Source organism: Microbacterium hydrocarbonoxydans, from assembly GCF_011752045.1.
GTDB lineage: Bacteria > Actinomycetota > Actinomycetes > Actinomycetales > Microbacteriaceae > Microbacterium.
Genome location: NZ_JAAKXW010000005.1, coordinates 295,063 through 316,335, shown reverse-complemented (window position 1 = coordinate 316,335; position 21,273 = coordinate 295,063). Strand labels below are relative to the sequence as shown.

Below are 21,273 nucleotides of genomic sequence, written 5' to 3'. Positions count from 1 at the left end.
ATGCAGGATGCGCTGCGGATCACCGCCAGCACCGTCGATCCGGGGCTGCTGGCACTGCCGTGGTCCACGACTCTCGCGAAGTGGCCCTCCGAGCACATCGTGTCGCTGCCCAAGGGTCTCTCCCGTCATCTGGTCCGCTTCGCCGACCTCTCCGGCCGCGTGATCGCCGTCAAGGAGACCACGGAGGAGATGGCGCAGCGGGAGTACGACATGCTCGGCAACCTGGCGCGCCTCGATGTGCCGTGCGTCGACAGGGTCGCCGTGATCGGCGGGCGGACGGATCCCGGCGGCGAGCCGCTCCCCGCGGCGCTCGTGACCTCGCACCTGCGGTTCTCCATGCCGTACCGGGCCCTGTTCACCCGTGTTCTCCGCCCCGACACCGCGACCCGTCTCGTGGACGCCCTCGCGCTGCTCCTCGTGCGCCTGCACAACGTCGGGTTCTACTGGGGCGACGTCTCGCTGTCGAACACCCTGTTCCGCCGCGATGCCGGCGCCTTCGCCGCCTATCTCGTCGACGCCGAGACCGGCGAGCTCCACGAGGAGGGCCTCACGAAGGGCCAGCGCGCCTACGACCTCGACCTCGCGCGCACCAACATCGCCGGCGAGATCATGGACCTCGCCGCGGGCGGACGCCTCGAGCGCGGCGTCGACGCGATCGCCATCGCCGACGGAATCGTCTCCTCGTACCGTTCACTGTGGGCCGAGCTCACCGCGCAGGAGTCGTTCGCCGCAGCGGAGACCTGGCGCATCACCGAGCGCGTCGAGCGGCTCAACGCACTGGGCTTCGACATCGACGAGATGTCGATGTCGACGACCGCCGACGGCACGCTCGTCCAGATCCAGCCCAAGGTGGTCGACGCCGGGCATCACCAGCGCCGCCTCATCCGCCTCACCGGGCTCGACGTCGAGGAGAACCAGGCCCGCCGGCTGCTGAACGACCTCGACGAGTTCCGGGCGCGGTCGACGAAGCAGTGGGCGGACGAGGAGATGTACGCCCACGAGTGGCTCACTCGGGTGTTCGAGCCGGTCGTCAGGGCCATCCCCTACGAGCTGCGTGCGAAGCTCGAACCCGCCGAGGTGTTCCACCAGGTGCTGGAGCACCGCTGGTACCTGTCGCAGGCGCAGGGACGCTCCGTCCCGCTCGCCGAGGTGCTCACCAGCTACATCAACGACGTCCTGCGCCACCGGCGCGACGAGGCGACGATCATGGGTCCGCCGACCGAGACGATGAGCCTGCCGGTGATCACCGGTTCCACGCCGGTCGCCGACGACGACGAGGACGTGGACTGGCGCGACCTGGTCTGACCGCGCCGCGGAGCGCGACCTGCGGCTCAGTAGCCGACGGTGAACCGCTCGCGGTGGTGCGTGCGCCGCTCGATCTCGTCGACGAACGCCACGGCGAGATCCGCGCCGGAGATGTACGAGCGGCCGTCGGCATCCCGCACGACGACGTCCCCGCCGTCGCGATAGCGCCCCGTGCGCTCCCCCTCCACCCAGGCGCCGAACTCCTGCGGCGGGTGGACGAGGAACCAGTCCAGTCCGGCATCCGACGCCTGGAGCAGCTCGAGCGTGTCCATGCCGACCTGCGCCTCGTGCCGGTACTCCTCCGGGACCCCGAGGTCCCACAGCCGCGGGCCGCCGGGAGCCGCGAGGCTGCCCATCGCACCGCCGATGACGCCGAGGCGCGTGCTCGTCCCGGTGAGCTTCGCCGCGACCCCGCGGAGCGCGTCGATCTGCGCGTCCGCCATGTCGCCGCGCGGAGAGAGCGCGAAGATCACGTCGTCCGCACCCTCCATGACACCGGCGAGCGCGTCGACGTCGAGGGCGGAGCCCTGCACGTACGTCGCCCCGTCGACCGGGTCCGCGGGAGCATTGCGGGCCACCGCGACCACCTCGTGACCGCGGCTCACCGCCTCTGCGACGATGTGCCGGCCGGCATAGCCGGTCCCTCCGAGAACGACGATGCGGGCCATGGCTCTCTCCTCCTACTTCTGGGCGTTGCGGATGGTGGCGACCTGGTACAGCGCCACGGACGTCGCGATTCCGGCGTTCAGCGACTCGGTGGCCGCGGAGATCGGGATCGAGACGATCTGGTCGCAGGTCTCGGCGACGAGGCGGGAGAGCCCCTTGCCCTCGGACCCCACGACGATGACGACGGGCCTGTCGGCGAGCTGCAGCTCGGGAAGTGCGACGTCACCGTCGCCGTCGAGGCCGAGCACGAACACGCCCTGCTTCTTGAACTCCTTGAGCTGCGTGGTGAGATTCGACGCGAGCGCGACCGGCACCCGGGCCGCGGCCCCCGCGCTGGTCTTCCAGGCGGCGGAGTTGACGCCCGCAGAGCGGCGCTGAGGCAGGATGAGGCCGTGACCGCCGAACGCGGCCGTCGAGCGGATGATCGCACCGAGGTTGCGCGGATCGGTGATGCCGTCGAGGGCGACGAACAGCGGCACCTCGCCCTTGTCGATGACCTGCTCGAGGATGTCCTGCGGGTGCGCGTACTCGTACGGCGGCACCTTCAGCGCCACGCCCTGGTGCACGCCGTCGAAGCCCGCCATCCGGTCGAGCTCCTGGCGGGTGACCTCGAGCACGGGGATGCCGCGGTGCGTGGCGATCGACAGCATCTCCTTCACGCGGTCGTCCATCTCGACCCGCTGCGCGATGTAGAACGTCGTGGCCGGGATCTTCGTGCGCAGCGCCTCGAGCACCGAGTTGCGCCCGGTGACGGTCTCGGTGTCGGAGGTGTTGTCCTTCACCCGCGCCGCGCGGTTCGGGTTGCCGCCGGACGTCTGACGCCCGCCCGGCTTGCCGCGACCGCCGGCCGCGGCGTAGCGCTCGGCGGCGGCCTTGCGCTTGCCCGCGGGGTGCCAGGCGCGGTCCTCCGCCTTCGGGGTCGGCCCCCGGCCCTCGAGCGCCTTGCGCCCGAGTCCGCCCGTGCCCTTGCTCGGGCCCTTCTTCTTGCCCTTGCCCGCTGAGGGGTTGCCTGGCTTAGCCATCGATACTCCAATGAGTTCCGGCCGGAGTGTCCTCCAGCGTGATTCCTGCGGCGGCGATCGCGTCACGGATGCGATCCGCCGCCGCCCAGTCCTTGTCGGCGCGCGCCTGTGCGCGCTGGGTGATCATCGTCTGCACGAGGGCGTCGAGAGCGGACGCCGCAGCCGAGCCCTTCGCGGAGGAGCGAGGTGTCAGTCCGAGCACCTCGGTCATCCCCGCGACCTCCGCCGCTGCGATCGCGGCGCCGTCGAGGTCGCCCTGATCGAGCAGCGCGTTCCCCGCGCGCACGGTCTCATGCAGCACGGCCAGAGCCTGGGGGACACCGAGATCGTCGTCCATGGCGCTGACGAAGCCCTCAGGCAGCCGTCCGGAGACGGCGGTGAAGCCCGTGCCGGCCAGGACCGGACCGCGGGTGGCGCCCGCGAGGACGCGGAGAGCGCGCTGGCGGAAGGTCTCGATGCGTCCGAGTGCGGCCTCGGCCTCCGCCCAGGACGAGTCGGAGAGATCGAGGCTGGAGCGGTAGTGCGCGGCGGCGAGCGCGTAGCGCACCACGAGCGGGTCGTGCTGCGCCAGCACGTCGGCGGCGAGCGTGAAGTTGCCCAGCGACTTCGACATCTTCTGCCCGTCGACGTTCACGAGTCCGTTGTGCACCCAGTACCGGGCGAAGCCGTCGCCGGCCGCGGTCGACTGGGCGAGCTCGTTCTCGTGGTGCGGGAAGCGGAGGTCGAGTCCGCCCCCGTGGATGTCGAAGTCCGCACCGAGGTAGCGCTTGGCCATGGCGGAGCACTCGATGTGCCATCCGGGGCGACCGGCGCCCCACGGCGAGTCCCAGGTGGCGTCGGCGGGCTCGTCCGCCTTGGCGCCCTTCCACAGGGCGAAGTCCTGGGGGTTCCGCTTGCCGCGCGGGTCGGCGTCGGCCGCGGCCTCCATGGCGTCCACGGACTGGTTGGTGAGCTCGCCGTACGAAGGCCAGGAGCGCACGTCGAAGTAGACGTCGCCGGAGCCGTCCGGCGCCGGGTAGGCGTGCCCGCGCTCGATGAGGCGGGCGATGATCTCCTGCATCTGCGGGATCGACGCCGTGGCGCGCGGCTCATAGGTGGGCGGGAGGATGCCGACGGCGGCGTACGCCGCGGTGAACTCCTGCTCCATCCGGTAGGCGAGCGCCCACCAGGGCTCGGCATCCGTGCCGTTCGCCAGGACCTTGTCGTCGATGTCGGTGACGTTGCGCACGAAGGTGACGCGCCGGTGCCGATGAGCGAGCCACCGCCGGAGCAGGTCGAAGCTGAGGGCTGCCCGGACGTGCCCGATGTGGGGTCCCGACTGCACCGTCGGTCCGCAGACGTACATCGTGATGTTCTCGGGATCGAGAGGCACGAAGTCGCGCAGCTGCTGTGCGCGGGTGTCATAGAGGCGGAGTGTCACCGCTCAAGCCTACTCGGGCACGACTGATCGTCAGCCGTCACGCGACGATTCGCGGAGGTTGTGACGGTTCACGGACCGATCGGGCGAAATGATCCGCCGATCGTCACACGGTCCGCGATCCGTCGGGCACGACGAGTGCGACCGCCATGACCGAGATCCCCTCCCCCCGGCCGGGGAAGCCGAGTCCGTCGGTGGTCGTCGCGGTGACCGACACCGGCGCCCCGAGGATGCCGGAGAGCACGTCCTGCGCCTCCGCCCGCCGCGGGCTGAACTTCGGCCGGTTGCCCTGGAGCTGCACGGACACGTTGCCGATCCCGAACCCCGCCTCCGCGAGGATCTCCCGCGTGCGGGCCAGGAACACCTCGGCGTGCGCGCCCGCGTACTCGGGGTGCGCGGTGCCGAAGTGCTCGCCGATGTCGCCGAGACCGGCCGCGCCCAGCAGCGCGTCGACGATCGCGTGGGCGACGGCATCGCCGTCGGAGTGCCCGGAGAGCGGCTGCTCCCCCGGCCATTCGAGGCCCGCCAGCCAGAGGCTCCCCTCGCCGCCGAAGGCGTGCACGTCGGTGCCGACGCCGACCCGCGGGACCACCGTCCTCGCCGGCGCGGGGGCGGCCAGCAGGAGCCGTGCGCGCTCCAGGTCGGCCGGGGTCGTGATCTTGAACCCGCGAGCCGAGCCCTCGATGCGCCGCACGGGGTGCCCCGCAGCGGAGAAGAGCGCGGCGTCGTCGGTGTACTCGGTCCCGGCGGCCTGCGCCAGGGCGTAGGCCGCCTCGAGGAGGTCCCGCGGGAAGCCCTGCGGGGTCTGCGCAGCGGCGAGCTCCGAGCGGTCGACACCGCCGATCACCGCCTCGCCGTCCACGCGCTTGAGGGTGTCGACGACCGGCATCGCCGGGATCGCGCCGGACTCCGCGGTGACCGCCTGCGCCACCGCGTCGATCAGGGCGGGCGGCGTGAGCGCCCTGGCCGCGTCGTGCACAAGGACCACGGTGACGTCGCCCCACAGCGCGGCGAGTCCCGCCGCGACCGACTCCTGCCGGGTGGCACCGCCGGTGACAACCCGGCCGAGCTCCGCCCGGTCGCCGGCGGCGGCCCGTAGTTCGCTCTCTGCATCCCCCTCGTGGCCCGCGGGGGCGACGACGACGACCTGGGCGGGCGCGGCGGCGAACACCCCGTCGAGTGCATGACGCAGGATCGAGCGGCTGTCGATGCCGACGAACGCCTTCGGGGCGCCGGCCTCCAGGCGGGTGCCGGAGCCCGCAGCGACGACGATGACGGCGGTGTCGGGAACGGGGAGAAGGGTCACGCTCTCACGTTACCCGGCGCACGAAAAAGGCGGATGCCGCAGCATCCGCCTTCTCCCATGACAGGAGCCCCAGCGCGCAGTGCGCGACGCTCAGGACGCGAGGACCTCGTCGAGCAGGGAGCCCGCCTTGTCCTCGTCGATCTTCTCGGCGAGCGCCAGCTCGGAGATGAGGATCTGGCGAGCCTTCGCCAGCATCCGCTTCTCCCCCGCGGACAGGCCGCGGTCCTGGTCGCGGCGCCACAGGTCGCGCACGACCTCGCTCACCTTGATGACATCACCCGAGGCGAGCTTCTCGAGGTTCGCCTTGTAACGGCGGGACCAGTTCGTGGGCTCCTCGGTGAACGGCGCGCGTAGCACCTCGAACACGTGATCGAGGCCCTCCTTGCCGATCACATCGCGGACGCCCACCAGGTCGACGTTCTCGGCCGGAACCTCGATGATCAGATCGCCCTGGGTGACGTTGAGCTTCAGATACTTCTTCGTCTCGCCCTTGATGATGCGTTCCTTGACCTCGATGATGGTCGCGGCGCCATGGTGCGGATAGACGACTGTTTCGCCAACCTCAAAAAGCATAAAAACGTGTCCTTTCGGCAACCTCAAGGATACCACAGCCGATATGCGCTAAGGTTCGCGCCCCCTGGTCCCGGGGACGGTCTCGGCTTACCCATAGAATGGATGCGGATATCCCGCCGGACCTCAGGAGGACCCGTGAAATCGCGCCTTGTCGCATCTGCCGCTCTCGGTGCTCTCGTGCTGCTGGGCGCGACCGGTTGCACGTTCATCTCGCCGCAGGCGACGACGATCGAGTACTCCGCCTCCGACGGCGTCAACATCTCCGACGCCGACGGCCCGCTGGACGTCCGCAACGTCTTCATCGTGGCGAACGAGGACGGCTCCGTCGGCAACCTGGTCGCGGCCATCGTGAACCCGACCGACGAGAAGGCCACCCTCACGATCACCCTCGCGGGCATCGACCCGTTCGCGGTGACCGTCCCCGCCCACGGCACGGTCAGCCTCGGCGCCGACGAGGAGCCGCTGAGCATCGTCGATCTCGACACGAAGCCCGGCGCCACCGTCGAGGTGCACTTCCAGTCCGGCGACGGCAGCGGTGCGAAGGCGGATGTGCCCGTCCTCGACGGCACCCTGCCCTATTACGCCGACCTCACGCCCGGCGGCGCGGAGAACGCGCCGAAGCCGGAGCCCGCAGAAGAGGACGAGTCCGAAGAGGAATCGTCGCACTGACGCGCTCACCAGCATGAGAAGGCCGGTCGCCCTGCTGGGCGACCGGCCTTCTCCGTCTGGGGACGCTCAGCCCTCGAAGCGGTAGCCGAGCCCGCGGACCGTCACGAGCATCACCGGCTCGCCCGGGTTCTCCTCGATGCGCGAGCGGATGCGCTTGATGTGCACGTCGAGCGTCTTCGTGTCCCCGAAGTAGTCGCTGCCCCACACGCGGTCGATGAGCTGGCCGCGGGTGAGCACGCGACCGGAGTTGCGCATGAGCACCTCGAGGAGCTCGAACTCCTTGAGGGGCATGTTGATCTGCTCGCCGGCGACCGAGACGGTGTGCCTGTCGATGTCCAGCGACACCCGCCCGCCCTCGAGGACGCGCTCGTCCAGCTCGCTGTCCGCCTGCACGACGCGGCGCAGCACGGCCCGCATCCGGGCGAGCAACTCGCGGGAGGAGTAGGGCTTGGTGATGTAGTCGTCCGCGCCGAGCTCGAGCCCGACGACGATGTCCACCTCCGAATCCTTGGCGGTGAGCATGATGATCGGCACCGCCGAGGTGGATCGGATCTGCCGGCACACCTCGGTGCCGGGCATCCCCGGCAGCATGAGGTCGAGCAGGACGATGTCGGCGCCGCGATCGCGGAACGCGGTGAGCGCCCCGGGGCCGTCCTCGGCGATCTCCACCTCGTAGCCCTCGCGGCGCAGCAGATACGCCAGCGGGTCGGCGAGGTCGGGCTCGTCTTCGACGAGAAGGATGCGGGTCATGCGCTCTCTCCGTTTCGGACGCGTGCGGGGTCGGACTTCGCCGCCTTGCGCTCGCGCTTCTTCTTCTTGCTCTTCTTGTCCTTGTCGACACTCGCGGGAGCATCGATCCTCGGAAGCCGGACGGTGAAGGTGGAGCCGCGGCCGGGCCGCGACCACAGCCGCACCTCGCCGCCGTGCCGCTGCGTGGCGTGCTTGACGATCGAGAGGCCCAGGCCGGTGCCTCCCGTTCGCCGGGAGCGCGCCTCGTCGGCGCGGTAGAAGCGCTCGAAGATGCGCTCCCGATCCCCCTCGGCGATGCCGATGCCCTGGTCGGAGACGGCGATCTCCACCACGTCGTCGTCGGCCCGCACGCCGATCCCGACCCGGGAGCCATTCGGGGAGTACACGATCGCGTTGGCGATGAGGTTCCCGATCGCCTCGATGAGGATCTGCGAGTCTCCGCGGACCCAGACGCCGCGGTCGCCGCCGCGGGCGAGCTCCACTCCGGCGGAATCGGCCTGCACGACGTGCGCCTCGATGGAGGCGGCGATCACCTCGTCGATGGACACGGGACGCACGTCGGAGATGGCGTCGTCCGCCTGCAGGCGCGACAGGCTCATGATGCGGCCTGTGAGCTGCCCGAGTCGTGACGCCTCCGCGGAGATGCGGGCGGCGAAGATCCGGACCTGCGCAGGGTCGTCGGCGGCCGATTCGATCGCCTCCGCCAGCAGGGTCACCGCGCCGACCGGCGTCTTCAGCTCATGACTGGTGTTCGCCACGAAGTCGCGCCGCATCTGGTCGAGGCGCTCCTGCTCGGTGACGTCGCGGATGATCAGCAGCGACATCCGCGGGCTGATCGCACTCGCGCGCGCGGAGACGAGCCTGGGGTCGAGGCTCAGACCGCCCCGGGTGATCCGCAGGGACTCGGTCGCAGACGCCCCCGTGCTGCGGACGCCACGGACGAGCTGGCGCAGCTCCGGGTTCTCCAGCGCCGCGCCGACCTCGATGCCGAACCGGGCGGCGGCCTTCGAGGCCGCGAGCACCAGGCCCGAGGCGTCGACGACGCAGGCCGCGTCGTCCATGCTGCCCAGGACGTCGGCGACGCCGTCGGGGACGACCGTCGACGTCTCCCCTGCGAAGCGCGCCCTGGTGCGGTACGCCCAGACGACCAGGAGGGACATGCCGACACCGATCAGCATCCCGACGGCCAGCGCGAAGAGCGCGATCTGGGGCAGGGTCATGTCACCAGCGTAGAGTGCGTTCACCCGTGCTCCGGCGGGTTCTCGCCCCCGGACGGGAACGCGAGAAGTACTATTCACGTGCTGGGCACCGTTCGTTAACCTTCGGGGCGGACAATCGCTTCGGGCCTGTGCGGGAGCGCGGTCCTCCCCTCCCGTGCGGACGACCCAGCCGTCTCGCGCCGGCCGCTGACGCCGAGACCCGAACGAAAGGTTGCGCCCACCATGCGCGAAGTCTTCCACCAGTCCCTCGAGGACCTGCAGTCCCGCCTTGTCGAGATCGCCGACCTCGTCACGGTCTCGATCGACAAGGCGACCCGTGCGTTCGCGACGAGCGATGTCGCCCTGGCCGAGGAGGTCATCGCCGACGACGCGAAGATCGACGAACTCGCCGTCACCCTCGACGAGCAGGCCATCGAGATCCTCGCGCGTCAGCAGCCGGTGGCCCGCGACCTGCGCATCGTCGTCACGGCGCTGCGGGTGAGCGCCTCGCTCGAGCGCATGGGCGACATGTCCGAGCACATCGCCCAGCTGGCGCGCCTGCGCTTCCCGGAGCGCGCGGTCCCGAAGGGCCTCAAGGGCACCTTCACCAAGATGGGCGAGCTGGACGTCGAGATCGCCCGCACGCTCTCCGAGCTGCTGCGCACGCAGGACCTGCGCCTCGCCGACACCATCCGCAACACCGACGACGACATCGACGAGCTGCATGCAAGCGTGTTCGAGAAGGTCCTCAGCGACAACTGGAAGGGCGAGGCGACGGCGACCGTCGACGCGACGCTCGCCAGCCGCTACCACGAGCGCTTCGCCGACCACGCGGTCGCGGTGGCGAAGAAGGTCGTCTACCTCGCAACCGGCGACTGGCACGTGGCCGAGCAGGACATCGCCCTGGTCATCGAGCAGCAGGAGCAGATCCAGCAGGAGCACGGGCACGCCTGAGCCCCCGCTGACACGACGAAGGCCGGATGCTGAACAGCATCCGGCCTTCGTCGTGTCGGCTTGCTTCTTGCCCTGTGCGCCTCCGGCGCCTACTTCTTGCCCTGTGCGGCGACCGCGGCGGCTCCGGCGGCCGCGGCCTCCGGGTCGAGGTAGCGGCCGGGAGCGGTGGGGACGTTGTTCTCGTCGAGCTCGTAGACCAGCGGGATGCCGGTGGGGATGTTCAGCTCGGCGATGTCCTCGTCGCTGATGCCCTCGAGGTGCTTCACGAGGCCGCGCAGCGAGTTCCCGTGGGCGGTGACGAGCACGGTCTTGCCGGCCTCGAGGTCGGGGACGATCGCGCTCTCCCAGTACGGGAGGAGGCGGTCGATGACGAGCTTCAGGGACTCGGTGCGGGGCACCTCGCCGTCGATGCCGGCGTAGCGCGGGTCGGCGACCTGGCTGAACTCGCTGTCGTCGTCGAGGGGCGGCGGCGGCACATCGAAGGAGCGGCGCCACAGCTGGAACTGCTCGGGACCGAACTGCTCGAGCGTCTCGGCCTTGTCCTTGCCCTGCAGCGCGCCGTAGTGGCGCTCGTTCAGGCGCCAGGAGCGGGTCACCGGGATCCACAGGCGATCGGCGGCGTCGAGCGCGATGTTCGCGGTCTGGATCGCACGGCTCAGCAGCGAGGTGTGCAGCACGTCGGGCAGGATGCCGGACTCGGCGAGCAGCTCGCCGCCGCGGCGCGCCTCCCGCTCGCCCTGCTCGTTCAGGCGGACGTCCACCCAGCCGGTGAAGAGGTTCAGTTCGTTCCACTCGCTCCGGCCGTGGCGGAGCAGGATCAGGGTGCGCGTCGCTGTCATGGGGCCAGTTTATCGACGGACGTCGCGGGGCCGGTCCCTGAGCCTGCGAGGATTGACGCATGGCGTCATCTCCCCTCGGCCGGCCGACCCGCGGCACGACCGGGACGAACCGGCTGCGCCGCAACGACCGCTGGATCGCCGCATCCGAGGCCTTCCGCCGCGCCGCCGACCCGCTCGTCATCGACCTCGGCTACGGCGCCAGCGGCGTCACCGCGTTCGAGCTGGCGACGCGGCTGCGGCACGTGCGGACGGATGCCGAGGTCCGCGGCCTCGAGATCGACCCGGCACGCGTGGCGACCGCCGACGCCCAGCTCGCCGAAGTGCGCGCCGGACGCACCTCCTTCGCCCCGGACCTCCGGGTGTCCTTCGCCCGCGGCGGCTTCGAGATCCCCCTTCCCGCCGGGCGGCGCCCCGCGGTGATCAGGGCCATGAACGTGCTGCGCCAGTACGAGGAGAGGGATGTCCCCGGCGCCTGGCGGACGATGGCCGCGCGACTCGCTCCCCGCGGCCTCCTCGTCGAGGGCACGTGCGACGAGATCGGCCGCGTGGCGTCCTGGGTGGACGTGCTCCCGGACGGCACGCCGTCGCGCTTCACGATCTCCCTGCGCCTGGCAGAGCTCGAGCAGCCGAGCATCGTCGCCGAGCGACTGCCGAAGGCGCTGATCCACCGGAACGTGCCCGGCGAGAGGGTGCATGTGCTGCTGACGGACCTCGACCGGGAGTGGGCCCGCGCGGCGCCGCTGTCGACGTTCGGCGCGACGCAGCGCTTCCTCGCCGCCGTCGCCGCACTGCGCGCACAGGGCTGGCCGGTGCAGGGCGGGCGCAGCCGCTGGCGGCTCGGCGAGCTCACCCTTCCGTGGGAGGCTGTGGCGCCCCTCGGCTGATCAGGCTCCGGCTCTGGGATCCGGTGCGGAAGGCCGGCGCGACAGGCGCGTCAGGCGCGGCACGTCGGCGGTGGCCCCGGCGTCCGCCGGAACGATCACCTGCTGGGATGCCGCGATGTCCGCGCCCTCGGCGCGCACCACCAGGTCCCCGGCCGGTGCGCGGCGGGAGAGGATCGCGAGCGCGATCGGCCCCTCCTCGTGGTGACGGGCGACGGACGTGATGCGGCCGACCTCGTCCTCGCCGGCGAGCACGAGGTCGCCCGGTGCGGGGAGCACGGCGTCGCTGCCGTCGAGGTGGAGAGCGGCGAGGCGGCGAGGCGGGTGACCGAGATTGTGCACCTTGGCGACGGTCTCCTGACCCCGGTAGCAGCCCTTGCTCAGATGCACCGCGGTGCGGATCCAGTCCGCCTCGTGCGGCAGCGAGCGGTCGTCGACCTCGGACGCCCAGCGCGGACGCCAGGCGGCGATGCGCAGGGCCTCGGCCGCCAGGAGACCGGCGCGCTCCTCGGGCGCCAGGCCGGCGGCGAGCGCGTCTGCGGCATCCGGCTCGAGCACGGCGACCCGCCATGCGAACGCGGCACCCGGATGCTCGTCCACCTCGGCGTACTGGTGCCCGCCGGCGCTGACCCGCTGCCACGGATCGGCCCAGACGAGCGGGACGCCGTTCGGCGCGGCGGACGCCGCGGTGGCGGCGGCCGCCGCCGGCCCGCCGTCTATGAAGCCGACCAGGGCGAGCTCGGGACGCAGCGTCACCGTGGCCTGCGTGCGGAATCTCATGCGCAGGAGCCACGTCGCGAGCGGCTCCGCGTCGGCGGCATCCGCGATCAGCCAGGTGGAGGCGCCGTCGTCGAGGACGCCGGCCGCGTGCTCCACCCGCCCCTGGGGGTCGAGCACGAGCAGCTCGGTGCTCTCCCCGGGCGCGAGCCTGCCGACCGCCTGCGAGGTGATCGAGTCCAGCCAGCCGAGACGCTCGGGGCCGGCCACCTCGATGACGATCCTGTCGCCGAGCGGCGCGAGCGCCGTTCCCGCGGACAGCCGGCGCTGCTCGCGGAAGACGTCGCCGAAGTGGTCGATGCCGTGCTCCCCGCTCACGGCGCCGTCGAGGTCCTGAAACCCGGTCATGTCGGAACTCCGCTCACTCAGACGCGCGCCAGCCGCGCCGAGGCGTGCGAGCGCAGCGGGGTGCCGAAGGCGGCGATGTCCCACGCCCAGAGCAGGTGGCCGTCGACGAGTCCGTACATGCGCGATGCGGCGCTGTAGTTCTTCGAGTTCGCGCCGCGGACGACCGCATCGGAGGCGATGTCGATGCGCGGGCCGTTGACCTCGCCGAGGTACAGCTCCAGGATGCCGTCCGAGTGGACGACCGAGACCTCGAGCGGGAAGCCGCCGGACTCCGTCCGCAGCTCCTCGACCTCGTCGACCGTCCGCGGCACCGGATCGGCGACCGGCGGAAGAAGCGCCGGTCCGGAATCCGCCGGTGTGAGCGGCCGGACCAGCCGCCAGAACCCAGTCTCCGCCACCAGCGGGATCGCCGACGAGCCGTCGCCGGTGTAGGTCGCCGTCGCGGCGTAGTTCAGGAAGGGGCCGCCGTCATGGCTGAAGCTCACTCGGTGCGTGAACTCGCCCTGGAAGCGGGCGTCGCCGATCGGATAGTCGATGACCCCGGTGCCCTCCCAGACGCCGATCAGCCAGGCGAGCGGCGCCAGGTCTGCGGGAAGGTCGGTGGGCAGCTCGAGCATGAGCTCAGCGCTGGCCGCGGAAGAGGTTGCGCAGCACCACGACCGAGACGAAGGCGATCGCAAGGCTCGCGAGGCCGAGGAGGCCGATGAAGAAGAATTCGAGCGCGACGAGATCCATGTCCCCCACATTACCCCCGTCGAGGGCGGTGCGGCGATCCGGTGACAGGCTCCGTCAGGCCGATGCCAGCGCAGCCAGCCCGAAGCCGACGGAGATGATGCCCATCAGCAGCAGGGCGCCGGTCACGCTCCCCGCCACGCGGAGGATGAACCCCTCGGTGAGGCCGTACCAGAGCTGCACGGCGAACGACAGCAGCACGACTCCCCCGAAGGTGACGAGGAGCCACGGGACGCGCCATTCCCCGGGGACGAAGATGCCGACGGCGACGGAGGCGAGGAAGGCCGCCGCCCACACGACGATCACGCCGAGGGCGGCGTTGCGCGGTGCGAGTGCTGGTTCCGACATGACTCCATTGTGGCCCATCCCGTCCCGGTATCATGGCGGCACGGCGTCGACAACCGCCCGGAAGGAACGCGCGTGGCCCTGGTCCTGGTCTTGACCCATGCTCCGATCTCGGAGCCGGTCCTGCCCGCCCTGGAGCTTCTCAGCCACCGCGTCCGCCAGATCCCGGCCGAGCCCGCGCAGCTCGTGAACGCCCCCGAGTACGACATCGTCATCGTCGACGGACGCCAGGATCTCGTCGGAGCCAAGTCGCTGTGCCGGCTGCTGCGGGCGACCGGTCAGGACGCGCCGCTGCTGCTCGTCGTAACAGAGGGCGGCATGAGCGCGCTGTCCGCGGACTGGGGCGTCGACGACGTCATCCTCGCCACGGCCGGGCCCGCCGAGGCGGACGCCAGGGTCCGCCTCGCCCTCGCCCGGCGCGACGAGGTCTCCGAACCCGTGCGCGTGCAGGCCTCGGGCATCACCATCGACGAGCAGTCCTACTCGGCCAGGCTGCACGGCAAGCCTCTGGATCTCACCTACAAGGAGTTCCAGCTGCTGCACTTCCTGGCGACGCACCCCTCCCGCGTGTTCACGCGGGAGCAGCTCCTCAGCGAGGTGTGGGGCTACGACTACTTCGGCGGCACGAGGACGGTCGACGTCCACGTGCGGCGCCTGCGCGCCAAGCTCGGCGACCAGGAGCAGATCATCGGCACCGTCCGCAACGTGGGCTACCGGTTCAACGTGTACGACGACGAGACGGTGACACCGGCGCGGTAACGGAACCGTTCCGTTCACACGAGTGACACCTCACGGTGCTTAGATGTACCCCATGATCGATCCCGCACTCGCCGACGCCGGACTCGGGGACTCCGAGGACGATGACTTCGACAGCGTCGAGGCCCCGGACTCCCTGCTCCCCGATCACCGGTACCTGGACCGCGAGCTGAGCTGGCTGGCGTTCAACCAGCGCGTGCTGGAGCTCGCCGAGGATCCGTCGCTCCCCGAGCTGGAGCGGGCGAACTTCCTCGCCATCTTCGCGAGCAACCTCGACGAGTTCTTCATGGTCCGCGTCGCCGGCCTGAAGCGACGCATCATGACGGGCCTCGCCGTCCCCACGAACATCGGCCGCTCCCCCGTGGATGCCCTCGCCGACATCTCCCGGGAGGCCCACGCGCTCCAGCTGCGCCACGCGGGGGCCTGGACCAGCCTGGTCAAGCCCGCGCTGGCGGATGCCGGCATCGAGATCACCGGATGGGAGGACCTCACCGACGACGAGCGGGCCGCGCTCACCGAGTACTTCCAGCTGCAGGTGTTCCCGGTCCTCATGCCGCTGGCGGTCGACCCCGCCCACCCCTTCCCCTACATCTCCGGGCTCTCGCTGAACCTCGCCATCCGCATCCGCAACGCCCGCACGGGCCGGCAGGAGTTCGCGCGCCTGAAGGTGCCGCCGATGCTCCCCCGCTTCGTGGAGGTGCCCCGCTCCAGCGAGATCCTGCGGTTCATCCGCCTCGAGGAGCTCATCGCGAACCACCTCGGCGACCTCTTCCCCGGCATGGAGGTGCTCGACCACCACGCGTTCCGCCTCACCCGCAACGAGGACATGGTGATCGAGGAGGACGAGAGCGAGAACCTCATCCAGGCGCTCGAGGCGGAGCTGCTGCGCCGCCGGTTCGGCCCGCCGATCCGTCTGGAGATCACCGAGGACATGGACGAGGTCACCATGGACCTCCTGATCCGCGAGCTCGACATCACCGACCAGGAGGTCTACCGCCTCCCCGGACCGCTCGATCTGCGGGGACTGTTCGACCTGTCGAGGATCGACCGCCCCGACCTGCGCTACCCGCCGCACCTGCCGACCACGGCCGTGGCCTTCCAGCCCACCGGGAGCAACTCCCGCGCCGACATCTTCAAGGCGATCCGCAAGTCGGACGTGCTGGTGCACCACCCCTACGAGTCGTTCACCACCAGCGTCGTCGCCTTCCTGGAGCAGGCGGCCCGCGACCCGCACGTGCTCGCCATCAAGCAGACGCTGTACCGCACCTCCGGCGACAGCCCGATCGTCGAGGCGCTGATCGACGCCGCCGAGGCCGGCAAGCAGGTGCTCGCCCTCGTCGAGGTGAAGGCCCGATTCGACGAGGCGAACAACATCGTCTGGGCGCGCAAGCTGGAGAAAGCCGGCGTGCACGTCGTCTACGGGCTCGTGGGCCTGAAGACGCACTGCAAGCTCGCCCTGGTGATCCGCGAGGAGGACGGCGTGCTGCGCCACTACTCGCACATCGGCACCGGCAACTACAACCCGAAGACGAGCCGCATCTACGAGGACTTCGGCCTCTTCACCACGGATCCGCAGGTCGGCAAGGACCTCACCCGGCTCTTCAACGAGCTCAGCGGCTACGCGATCGAGAAGAAGTTCAAGCGCCTGCTCGTCGCGCCCCTGCACCTGCGCAAGGGGCTCATCCGCCAGATCGACAACGAGCGGCGCAACGCCGTCGCCGGGAAGCCTGCCCGCATCCGCATCAAGGTGAACTCGATGGTCGACGAGGAGGTCATCGACGCGCTGTACCGTGCCAGCGAGGCCGGAGTGAAGGTCGACGTCTGGGTGCGCGGCATCTGCAGCCTGCGCACCGACCTCGCCGGCATCAGCGACAACATCACCGTGCGCAGCATCCTCGGCCGCTACCTCGAGCACTCGCGCATCTTCACCTTCGACAACGACGGCGATCCGCAGGTGTACATCGGCAGCGCCGACATGATGCACCGCAACCTCGACCGGCGCGTCGAGGCCCTCGTCCGCGTGACCGACCCCGCGCACCTCCGGGAGCTGCAGGAGTTCTTCGACCTCGCGATGGATCCCGGCACCAGCTCCTGGCACCTCGGCGCCGACGGCGTGTGGGAGCGGCACTCCGAGGATGCCGACGGCGAGCCGCTCGTCGACCTGCAGGACAGGACGATGGGCCAGGTGCAGCGGCGCCGCCGCGCCCGGGCGGTTCGATGACCTCGCCGAAGGCGGGCGTGGTCCCCCCGCGCTCGAAGCGGGACGAGGGCTCGACGCGTGCGAAGTGGACCGACAAGGCGGTCTACGCGGCCGGCGCGGTCGTCTGGCGCATCGTCGAGGGCAAGCTGCGGGTCCTGCTGATCCACCGCACGAAGTACAGGGACGTCACGCTGCCCAAGGGCAAGGTGGACCCCGGGGAAATGCTCGCCGAGACCGCGGTCCGCGAGGTCCAGGAGGAGACCGGCATCCGGGTGTCCCTCGGCGTCCCGGTCGGGGTGAGCCGCTACCACCTGCCCTCGAACAAGCAGAAGGTCGTGCACTACTGGGCCGCCGAGGCCACCGACGACGCGATCCGCGCCTCCTCCTTCGTACCCAACCGGGAGATCGCCGCGATCGAGTGGGTCAGCCTGAAGAAGGCCCGCGCGCGGCTGAGCTATCCCGTCGACCGCGAGGTCATCGACTTCTTCGCAAACCTCGTCGACGAGGACGTGCTGCGCACCTTCCCCATCGTCGCCCTCCGTCACGCCAAGGCCCTCGCCAGGACGGACTGGAACGGGCCGGATGCCGAGCGGCCGCTCACCGAGCGCGGGAAGCGCCAGGCGAAGTCGATCGTGGGTCCCCTCCGCGCCTTCGGCGTCCGCAAGATCATCACCAGCGACGCCGTGCGATGCACCGAGACGGTCGCCCCGCTGGCCTGGACGCTCGGCCGGAAGGCGGCTCAGACCGCCAAGATCAGCCAGGATGCGTGGGAGGCCGGCACCGCCGATCTCCGCAGCGTCGTCGGCCGCCGGGTGCGCTCGGGGAAGCCCGCGGTGCTGTGCAGCCACGGACCGGTCCTCCCCGAGCTGCTGTCGGAGATCGCGCTGGCGACCGGCACCGTGCACGGATCGTACGTCGGCGACGCCGCCGCACTCGACCCGGCCGCCTTCTCCGTCGTGCACCTGTCCGCCTCGAACCCCGGATCGGGGATCATCGCGATCGAGACGCACATCCCCAAGGACTGACGGATGCTCGGGCTCTGCCTGAGCATCCGCTGTGGACTCCCCAGAGAGTCGCCGGTCGTTCACCTTCCGTTCACCTGCTCGGGAGAGTCTCGTTAACCGCCGCACCTAGCGTCACTGTGTGCCCTGCACCGGGCCCCACCCAACACAGATCGAAGGATCCACAGTGAAGATCTCCCGAATCGCACGTATCGGCGCCGTCGGCGCCGTCGCCGCTCTCGCGCTCGCCGGCTGTGCCGCGAACGAAGGCGGCACCGGCTCCACCGAGGGCCCTTCCGAGTCCACGCTCTCGGGCACCATCGGCGCCACCGGCGCGTCCTCGCAGGAGGCCGCGCAGCAGGCCTGGGTCGCCGCGTTCCAGACCGCGAACCCCGACACCACCGTGAACTACACGGCCACCGGCTCGGGCACCGGACGTGAGAACTTCATCGCCGGCTCGTCCAACTTCATCGGCTCCGACCGCGCGTTCAACGCCGAGGAGATCGCCGCCGGCGGCTTCGGCTCCTGCGCCTCGGACGAGATCGTCGAGATCCCCGTCTACATCTCGCCGGTTGCGGTCGCCTTCAACCTCGAGGGCATCGACGAGCTCAACCTGGACGGCAAGACCATCGCGGGCATCTTCGCCGGCACCATCACGAACTGGAACGACGAGGCCATCGCCGCTCAGAACGAGGGCGTCGAGCTCCCCGACCTGGCGATCGTCCCGGTGCACCGCGCCGACGCGTCGGGCACGCAGGAGACCTTCACCAAGTACCTCAGCGCCGTGGCCCCCGACGTCTGGACCTACGAGGCCGCCGACGAGTGGCCGCTCTCCACCGGTGAGGCCGGCGACGGCACCTCCGGCGTCGTCGACGCCATCACCAACGGCGCCGGCTACATCGGCTTCGCGGACGCCTCGCGCACCTCCGACCTCGGACAGGTCGCCGTGCAGGTCGAGGGCGAGTACGTCGCGTACTCCGCCGAGGCCGCCGCCGCGCTCGTCGAGGCGTCCCCGCTCGAGGAGGGCCGCTCCGCGCACGACCTCGCCTTCGACGTCGACCCGGCCGCCGCTCCCGCCGGCTCCTACCCGATCGCCCTGGTCTCGTACCTCATCGGCTGCGTCGAGTACGAGGACGCGGAGGTCGCCTCCCTGGTGAAGGCGTACTTCGAGTTCGTCGCCTCGGCCGAGGGCCAGGACGTCGCGGCCGAGGCCGCCGGCAGCGCCCCCATCTCCGACACCCTGCGCGAGCAGATCACGGCCGCGATCGACGCGATCGTCACCGAGTGATCGGATGCTCGGCCACACGCCGAGCTCCGGGCACCGTCGCCCCCGTGGCTCCGGTCGAAAGGATCTCGACCGGAGCCGCGGGGGCACCCGCATGAAATCCCGATTCACTTTCAGCAGAACCTCGAGAAGGACCGTGGAGCCGCTCCGATGACCACCACCACAACGGGTCCCGACACCGCCCGTTCCACCCGGTCGCGCACCGCCCTGCGACGCCGGGGCGATCGCATCTTCTCCGGAACCGCCCTCGGGGCCGGCATCATCATCCTCGTCACGCTGGCCGCCGTCGCGATCTTCCTCATCGTCCAGGCGATCCCCGCGTTCGCACCGGACACCACCGGCAACCACATCCTCGAGGGGCAGTCGTTCCTCTCCTGGGTGTGGCCGTTCGTCTTCGGCACGCTGTGGTCGAGCTTCATCGCCCTGATCATCGCGGCGCCGATCGCGATCGGCATCGCGCTGTTCATCTCCCACTACGCGCCGCGCCGCCTCGCCGGAGTCCTCGGCTACGTCATCGACCTGCTCGCGGCCGTGCCGTCGGTCGTGTTCGGCCTCTGGGGCGCCCTGACCTTCGCCCCCATGCTCGTGCCGTTCTACAAGTGGCTGAACACGAACATGGGCTGGTTCCCGCTGTTCAGCGGCACGGCATCCGGCACCGGAAAGACGATCCTCACCGCCTCCCTCGTGCTCGCGGTCATGATCCTCCCGATCATGACCGCCATCTGCCGCGAGGTGTTCCTGCAGACGCCGAAGCTCCACGAGGAGGCGGCCCTGGCGCTCGGCGCGACCCGCTGGGAGATGGTGCGGATGGCCGTGCTCCCCTTCGCCCGCAGCGGCATGGTCTCCGGCGCGATGCTCGGACTGGGCCGCGCGCTCGGCGAGACGATGGCCGTGACCCTCGTGCTGTCGCCCCTCGGCATCGTCACCTTCAACCTGCTGAACCCGGAGAACCCGACGACGATCCCCGCGATCATCGCCCTGCGGTTCCCCGAAGCCCACGATGAGGGCGTGAACACCCTCATCGCGGCCGGTCTGATCCTGTTCATCGTGACCTTCGCGGTCAACTTCGTCGCGCGCTGGATCGTGTCGCGCCGCGCCGAGTTCTCGGGAGCCAACTGACATGACCGCCACCGCCACTCCCCCCGTCGCCACCGTCGTCCCGACCACGCACACCACCACGGCCGGGCACCTGCCCAAGTGGGCGCCGTGGGCGCTCCTCCTGGTCTCCTTCGTGGTCTCCGCCACGATCTTCGCCTTCGCGAACAGCGGCGGCGACCCCGCCGACTTCAACATCGCGCTCACCCTGGTCGTGGGTCTGCTGCTCTACATGGCGCTGATCTTCGTGATCTCGTCGGTCGTCGAGAGCCGCCGGCACGCCGTCGACCGCCTGATGACGGCCCTCGTCTCCGGCGCCTTCGTCGTCGCGCTGCTCCCGCTCGTCTCGCTGCTGTACACGGTCGTCGTGAACGGGCTGATGCGCTTCGACGGCGAGTTCTTCAGCTTCTCGATGCGCAACATCGTCGGCGAGGGCGGCGGCGCCGTGCACGCCATCTGGGGAACGCTCCTCATCACACTCGGCGCCACCGTGATCTCGGTGCCGATCGGCCTGATGACGTCGATCTACCTGGTGGAGTACGGTGAGGGCCGCAAGCTCGCCCGCGGCATCACCTTCCTCGTCGACGTGATGACCGGCATCCCGTCGATCGTCGCCGGTCTGTTCATCTACTCGGTGTTCGCGCTGATCGTCGGGCCGGGAACGCGCATGGGCATCATGGGCTCGCTCGCCCTGTCGGTGCTGATGATCCCGGTCGTGGTCCGGGGCTCGGAGGAGCTGCTCCGCATCGTCCCGAACGAGCTCCGCGAGGCGGCGTACGCCCTCGGCGTGCCGAAGTGGCTCACGATCCTCAAGGTCGTGCTCCCCACCGCGATCGCCGGCATCACGACGAGCATCATGCTCGCGATCTCCCGCGTCATCGGCGAGACCGCGCCGCTGCTGCTCACCGTCGGCATCGTCCAGGGCATGAACCTGAACATGTTCAGCGGGCAGATGGCGACGCTCCCGGTGTTCTCCTACATGCAGGCCAAGTACCCCGGCATCCCGGTCGACGCCTACCTCGAGCGCGCCTGGGCCTCGGCGCTCACGCTCATCGTGATCGTGATGGTGCTGAACCTGCTCGCGCGGGTCATCGCCAAGGTGTTCGCACCGAAGACCAACGGCCGCTGACCCGGCCCACCCGACTCTCACCCG

At 70.5% G+C, this 21,273-nt stretch carries 21 protein-coding genes; 10 read left to right on the top strand and 11 right to left on the bottom strand.

Features of this window, described 5'->3' with window-relative positions; genetic code table 11:
* Nucleotides 1-1,305, top strand: coding sequence for a DUF4032 domain-containing protein (locus G6G98_RS15450; protein WP_164234435.1), 1,305 nt, complete (start codon nt 1-3; stop codon nt 1,303-1,305).
* Nucleotides 1,306-1,331: 26 nt separating this feature from the next.
* Here the strand turns inward: G6G98_RS15450 and G6G98_RS15445 are convergent, their stop codons facing one another.
* From G6G98_RS15445 to G6G98_RS15425, 5 genes are all read right to left on the bottom strand, one after another.
* Complete coding sequence (locus tag G6G98_RS15445; RefSeq protein WP_164234434.1) at nt 1,332-1,973, bottom strand: NAD(P)-dependent oxidoreductase; 642 nt, start codon at nt 1,971-1,973, stop codon at nt 1,332-1,334.
* 12 nt (nt 1,974-1,985) lie between these two features.
* The gene (rlmB, locus tag G6G98_RS15440) at nt 1,986-2,993 is read right to left on the bottom strand and encodes a 23S rRNA (guanosine(2251)-2'-O)-methyltransferase RlmB (protein ID WP_067354711.1); all 1,008 of its coding nucleotides are present in this window, start codon (nt 2,991-2,993) and stop codon (nt 1,986-1,988) included.
* A complete protein-coding gene (cysS, locus tag G6G98_RS15435; protein WP_067354709.1) occupies nt 2,986-4,413 on the bottom strand; it encodes a cysteine--tRNA ligase in 1,428 nt (475 codons plus the stop codon). Before cysS ends, rlmB begins: the two co-directional genes overlap by 8 nt.
* 103 nt (nt 4,414-4,516) lie before the next feature.
* Nucleotides 4,517-5,716 (bottom strand): 2-C-methyl-D-erythritol 4-phosphate cytidylyltransferase, encoded by a 1,200-nt coding sequence (gene ispD / locus G6G98_RS15430; protein WP_164234433.1) that lies wholly within the window; start codon nt 5,714-5,716, stop codon nt 4,517-4,519.
* Between the two features lie 90 nt (nt 5,717-5,806).
* On the bottom strand, nt 5,807-6,289 hold the full coding sequence (locus G6G98_RS15425) for a CarD family transcriptional regulator (protein WP_067201792.1): 483 nt from the start codon (nt 6,287-6,289) through the stop codon (nt 5,807-5,809).
* 135 nt (nt 6,290-6,424) lie between these two features.
* Between G6G98_RS15425 and G6G98_RS15420 the strand changes: the two genes are divergently transcribed.
* The gene (locus G6G98_RS15420; RefSeq protein ID WP_067354698.1) at nt 6,425-6,958 is read left to right on the top strand and encodes a DNA modification methylase; all 534 of its coding nucleotides are present in this window, start codon (nt 6,425-6,427) and stop codon (nt 6,956-6,958) included.
* A gap of 66 nt (nt 6,959-7,024) precedes the next feature.
* Here G6G98_RS15420 and G6G98_RS15415 read toward each other — a convergent pair whose 3' ends face one another.
* Together G6G98_RS15415 and G6G98_RS15410 are read right to left on the bottom strand one after the other, a co-directional pair.
* On the bottom strand, nt 7,025-7,708 hold the full coding sequence (locus tag G6G98_RS15415) for a response regulator transcription factor (RefSeq protein WP_067354696.1): 684 nt from the start codon (nt 7,706-7,708) through the stop codon (nt 7,025-7,027).
* Complete coding sequence (locus G6G98_RS15410) at nt 7,705-8,928, bottom strand: sensor histidine kinase (protein WP_164234432.1); 1,224 nt, start codon at nt 8,926-8,928, stop codon at nt 7,705-7,707. Before G6G98_RS15410 ends, G6G98_RS15415 begins: the two co-directional genes overlap by 4 nt.
* 222 nt (nt 8,929-9,150) lie before the next feature.
* Here G6G98_RS15410 and phoU point away from each other — a divergent pair, with 222 nt between their 5' ends.
* Entirely contained in the window at nt 9,151-9,861 is a 711-nt protein-coding gene (gene phoU, locus G6G98_RS15405) for a phosphate signaling complex protein PhoU (RefSeq protein ID WP_067354682.1), read from the top strand.
* Nucleotides 9,862-9,950: 89 nt separating this feature from the next.
* Here the strand turns inward: phoU and G6G98_RS15400 are convergent, their stop codons facing one another.
* The gene (locus tag G6G98_RS15400) at nt 9,951-10,700 is read right to left on the bottom strand and encodes a phosphoglyceromutase (protein ID WP_067354679.1); all 750 of its coding nucleotides are present in this window, start codon (nt 10,698-10,700) and stop codon (nt 9,951-9,953) included.
* A gap of 59 nt (nt 10,701-10,759) precedes the next feature.
* Here G6G98_RS15400 and G6G98_RS15395 point away from each other — a divergent pair, with 59 nt between their 5' ends.
* Nucleotides 10,760-11,584, top strand: coding sequence for a class I SAM-dependent methyltransferase (locus G6G98_RS15395; protein WP_164234431.1), 825 nt, complete (start codon nt 10,760-10,762; stop codon nt 11,582-11,584).
* Here the strand turns inward: G6G98_RS15395 and G6G98_RS15390 are convergent, their stop codons facing one another.
* The 3 genes from G6G98_RS15390 to G6G98_RS15380 all read right to left on the bottom strand — a co-directional run bounded on the left by G6G98_RS15390 (nt 11,585) and on the right by G6G98_RS15380 (nt 13,786).
* The gene (locus tag G6G98_RS15390; protein WP_164234430.1) at nt 11,585-12,706 is read right to left on the bottom strand and encodes a YgfZ/GcvT domain-containing protein; all 1,122 of its coding nucleotides are present in this window, start codon (nt 12,704-12,706) and stop codon (nt 11,585-11,587) included.
* Nucleotides 12,707-12,723: 17 nt separating this feature from the next.
* A complete protein-coding gene (locus G6G98_RS15385; RefSeq protein WP_067354674.1) occupies nt 12,724-13,323 on the bottom strand; it encodes an FABP family protein in 600 nt (199 codons plus the stop codon).
* Nucleotides 13,324-13,495: 172 nt separating this feature from the next.
* Complete coding sequence (locus tag G6G98_RS15380; protein ID WP_067354671.1) at nt 13,496-13,786, bottom strand: hypothetical protein; 291 nt, start codon at nt 13,784-13,786, stop codon at nt 13,496-13,498.
* Nucleotides 13,787-13,858: 72 nt separating this feature from the next.
* On the opposite strand from G6G98_RS15380, the gene G6G98_RS15375 reads away from it, so the two are divergent.
* From G6G98_RS15375 to pstA, 6 genes are all read left to right on the top strand, one after another.
* Nucleotides 13,859-14,542, top strand: a complete 684-nt coding sequence (locus G6G98_RS15375) for a winged helix-turn-helix transcriptional regulator (RefSeq protein WP_067354669.1) — start codon at nt 13,859-13,861, stop codon at nt 14,540-14,542.
* Between the two features lie 52 nt (nt 14,543-14,594).
* On the top strand, nt 14,595-16,760 hold the full coding sequence (locus G6G98_RS15370; RefSeq protein ID WP_067355156.1) for an RNA degradosome polyphosphate kinase: 2,166 nt from the start codon (nt 14,595-14,597) through the stop codon (nt 16,758-16,760).
* Nucleotides 16,757-17,764 carry an NUDIX hydrolase gene (locus G6G98_RS15365; protein WP_084788373.1) on the top strand — a complete coding sequence of 336 codons (1,008 nt, stop codon included), beginning with the start codon at nt 16,757-16,759 and terminating at the stop codon, nt 17,762-17,764. The genes G6G98_RS15370 and G6G98_RS15365 overlap by 4 nt, the downstream gene beginning before the upstream one ends.
* 163 nt (nt 17,765-17,927) lie before the next feature.
* The gene (locus G6G98_RS15360; protein ID WP_067354666.1) at nt 17,928-19,028 is read left to right on the top strand and encodes a phosphate ABC transporter substrate-binding protein PstS; all 1,101 of its coding nucleotides are present in this window, start codon (nt 17,928-17,930) and stop codon (nt 19,026-19,028) included.
* A 147-nt stretch (nt 19,029-19,175) separates the two neighbouring features.
* Complete coding sequence (pstC, locus tag G6G98_RS15355; protein ID WP_067354663.1) at nt 19,176-20,144, top strand: phosphate ABC transporter permease subunit PstC; 969 nt, start codon at nt 19,176-19,178, stop codon at nt 20,142-20,144.
* A 1-nt stretch (nt 20,145) separates the two neighbouring features.
* A complete protein-coding gene (gene pstA / locus G6G98_RS15350) occupies nt 20,146-21,249 on the top strand; it encodes a phosphate ABC transporter permease PstA (protein WP_067354661.1) in 1,104 nt (367 codons plus the stop codon).
* Nucleotides 21,250-21,273 lie beyond the last annotated feature (24 nt).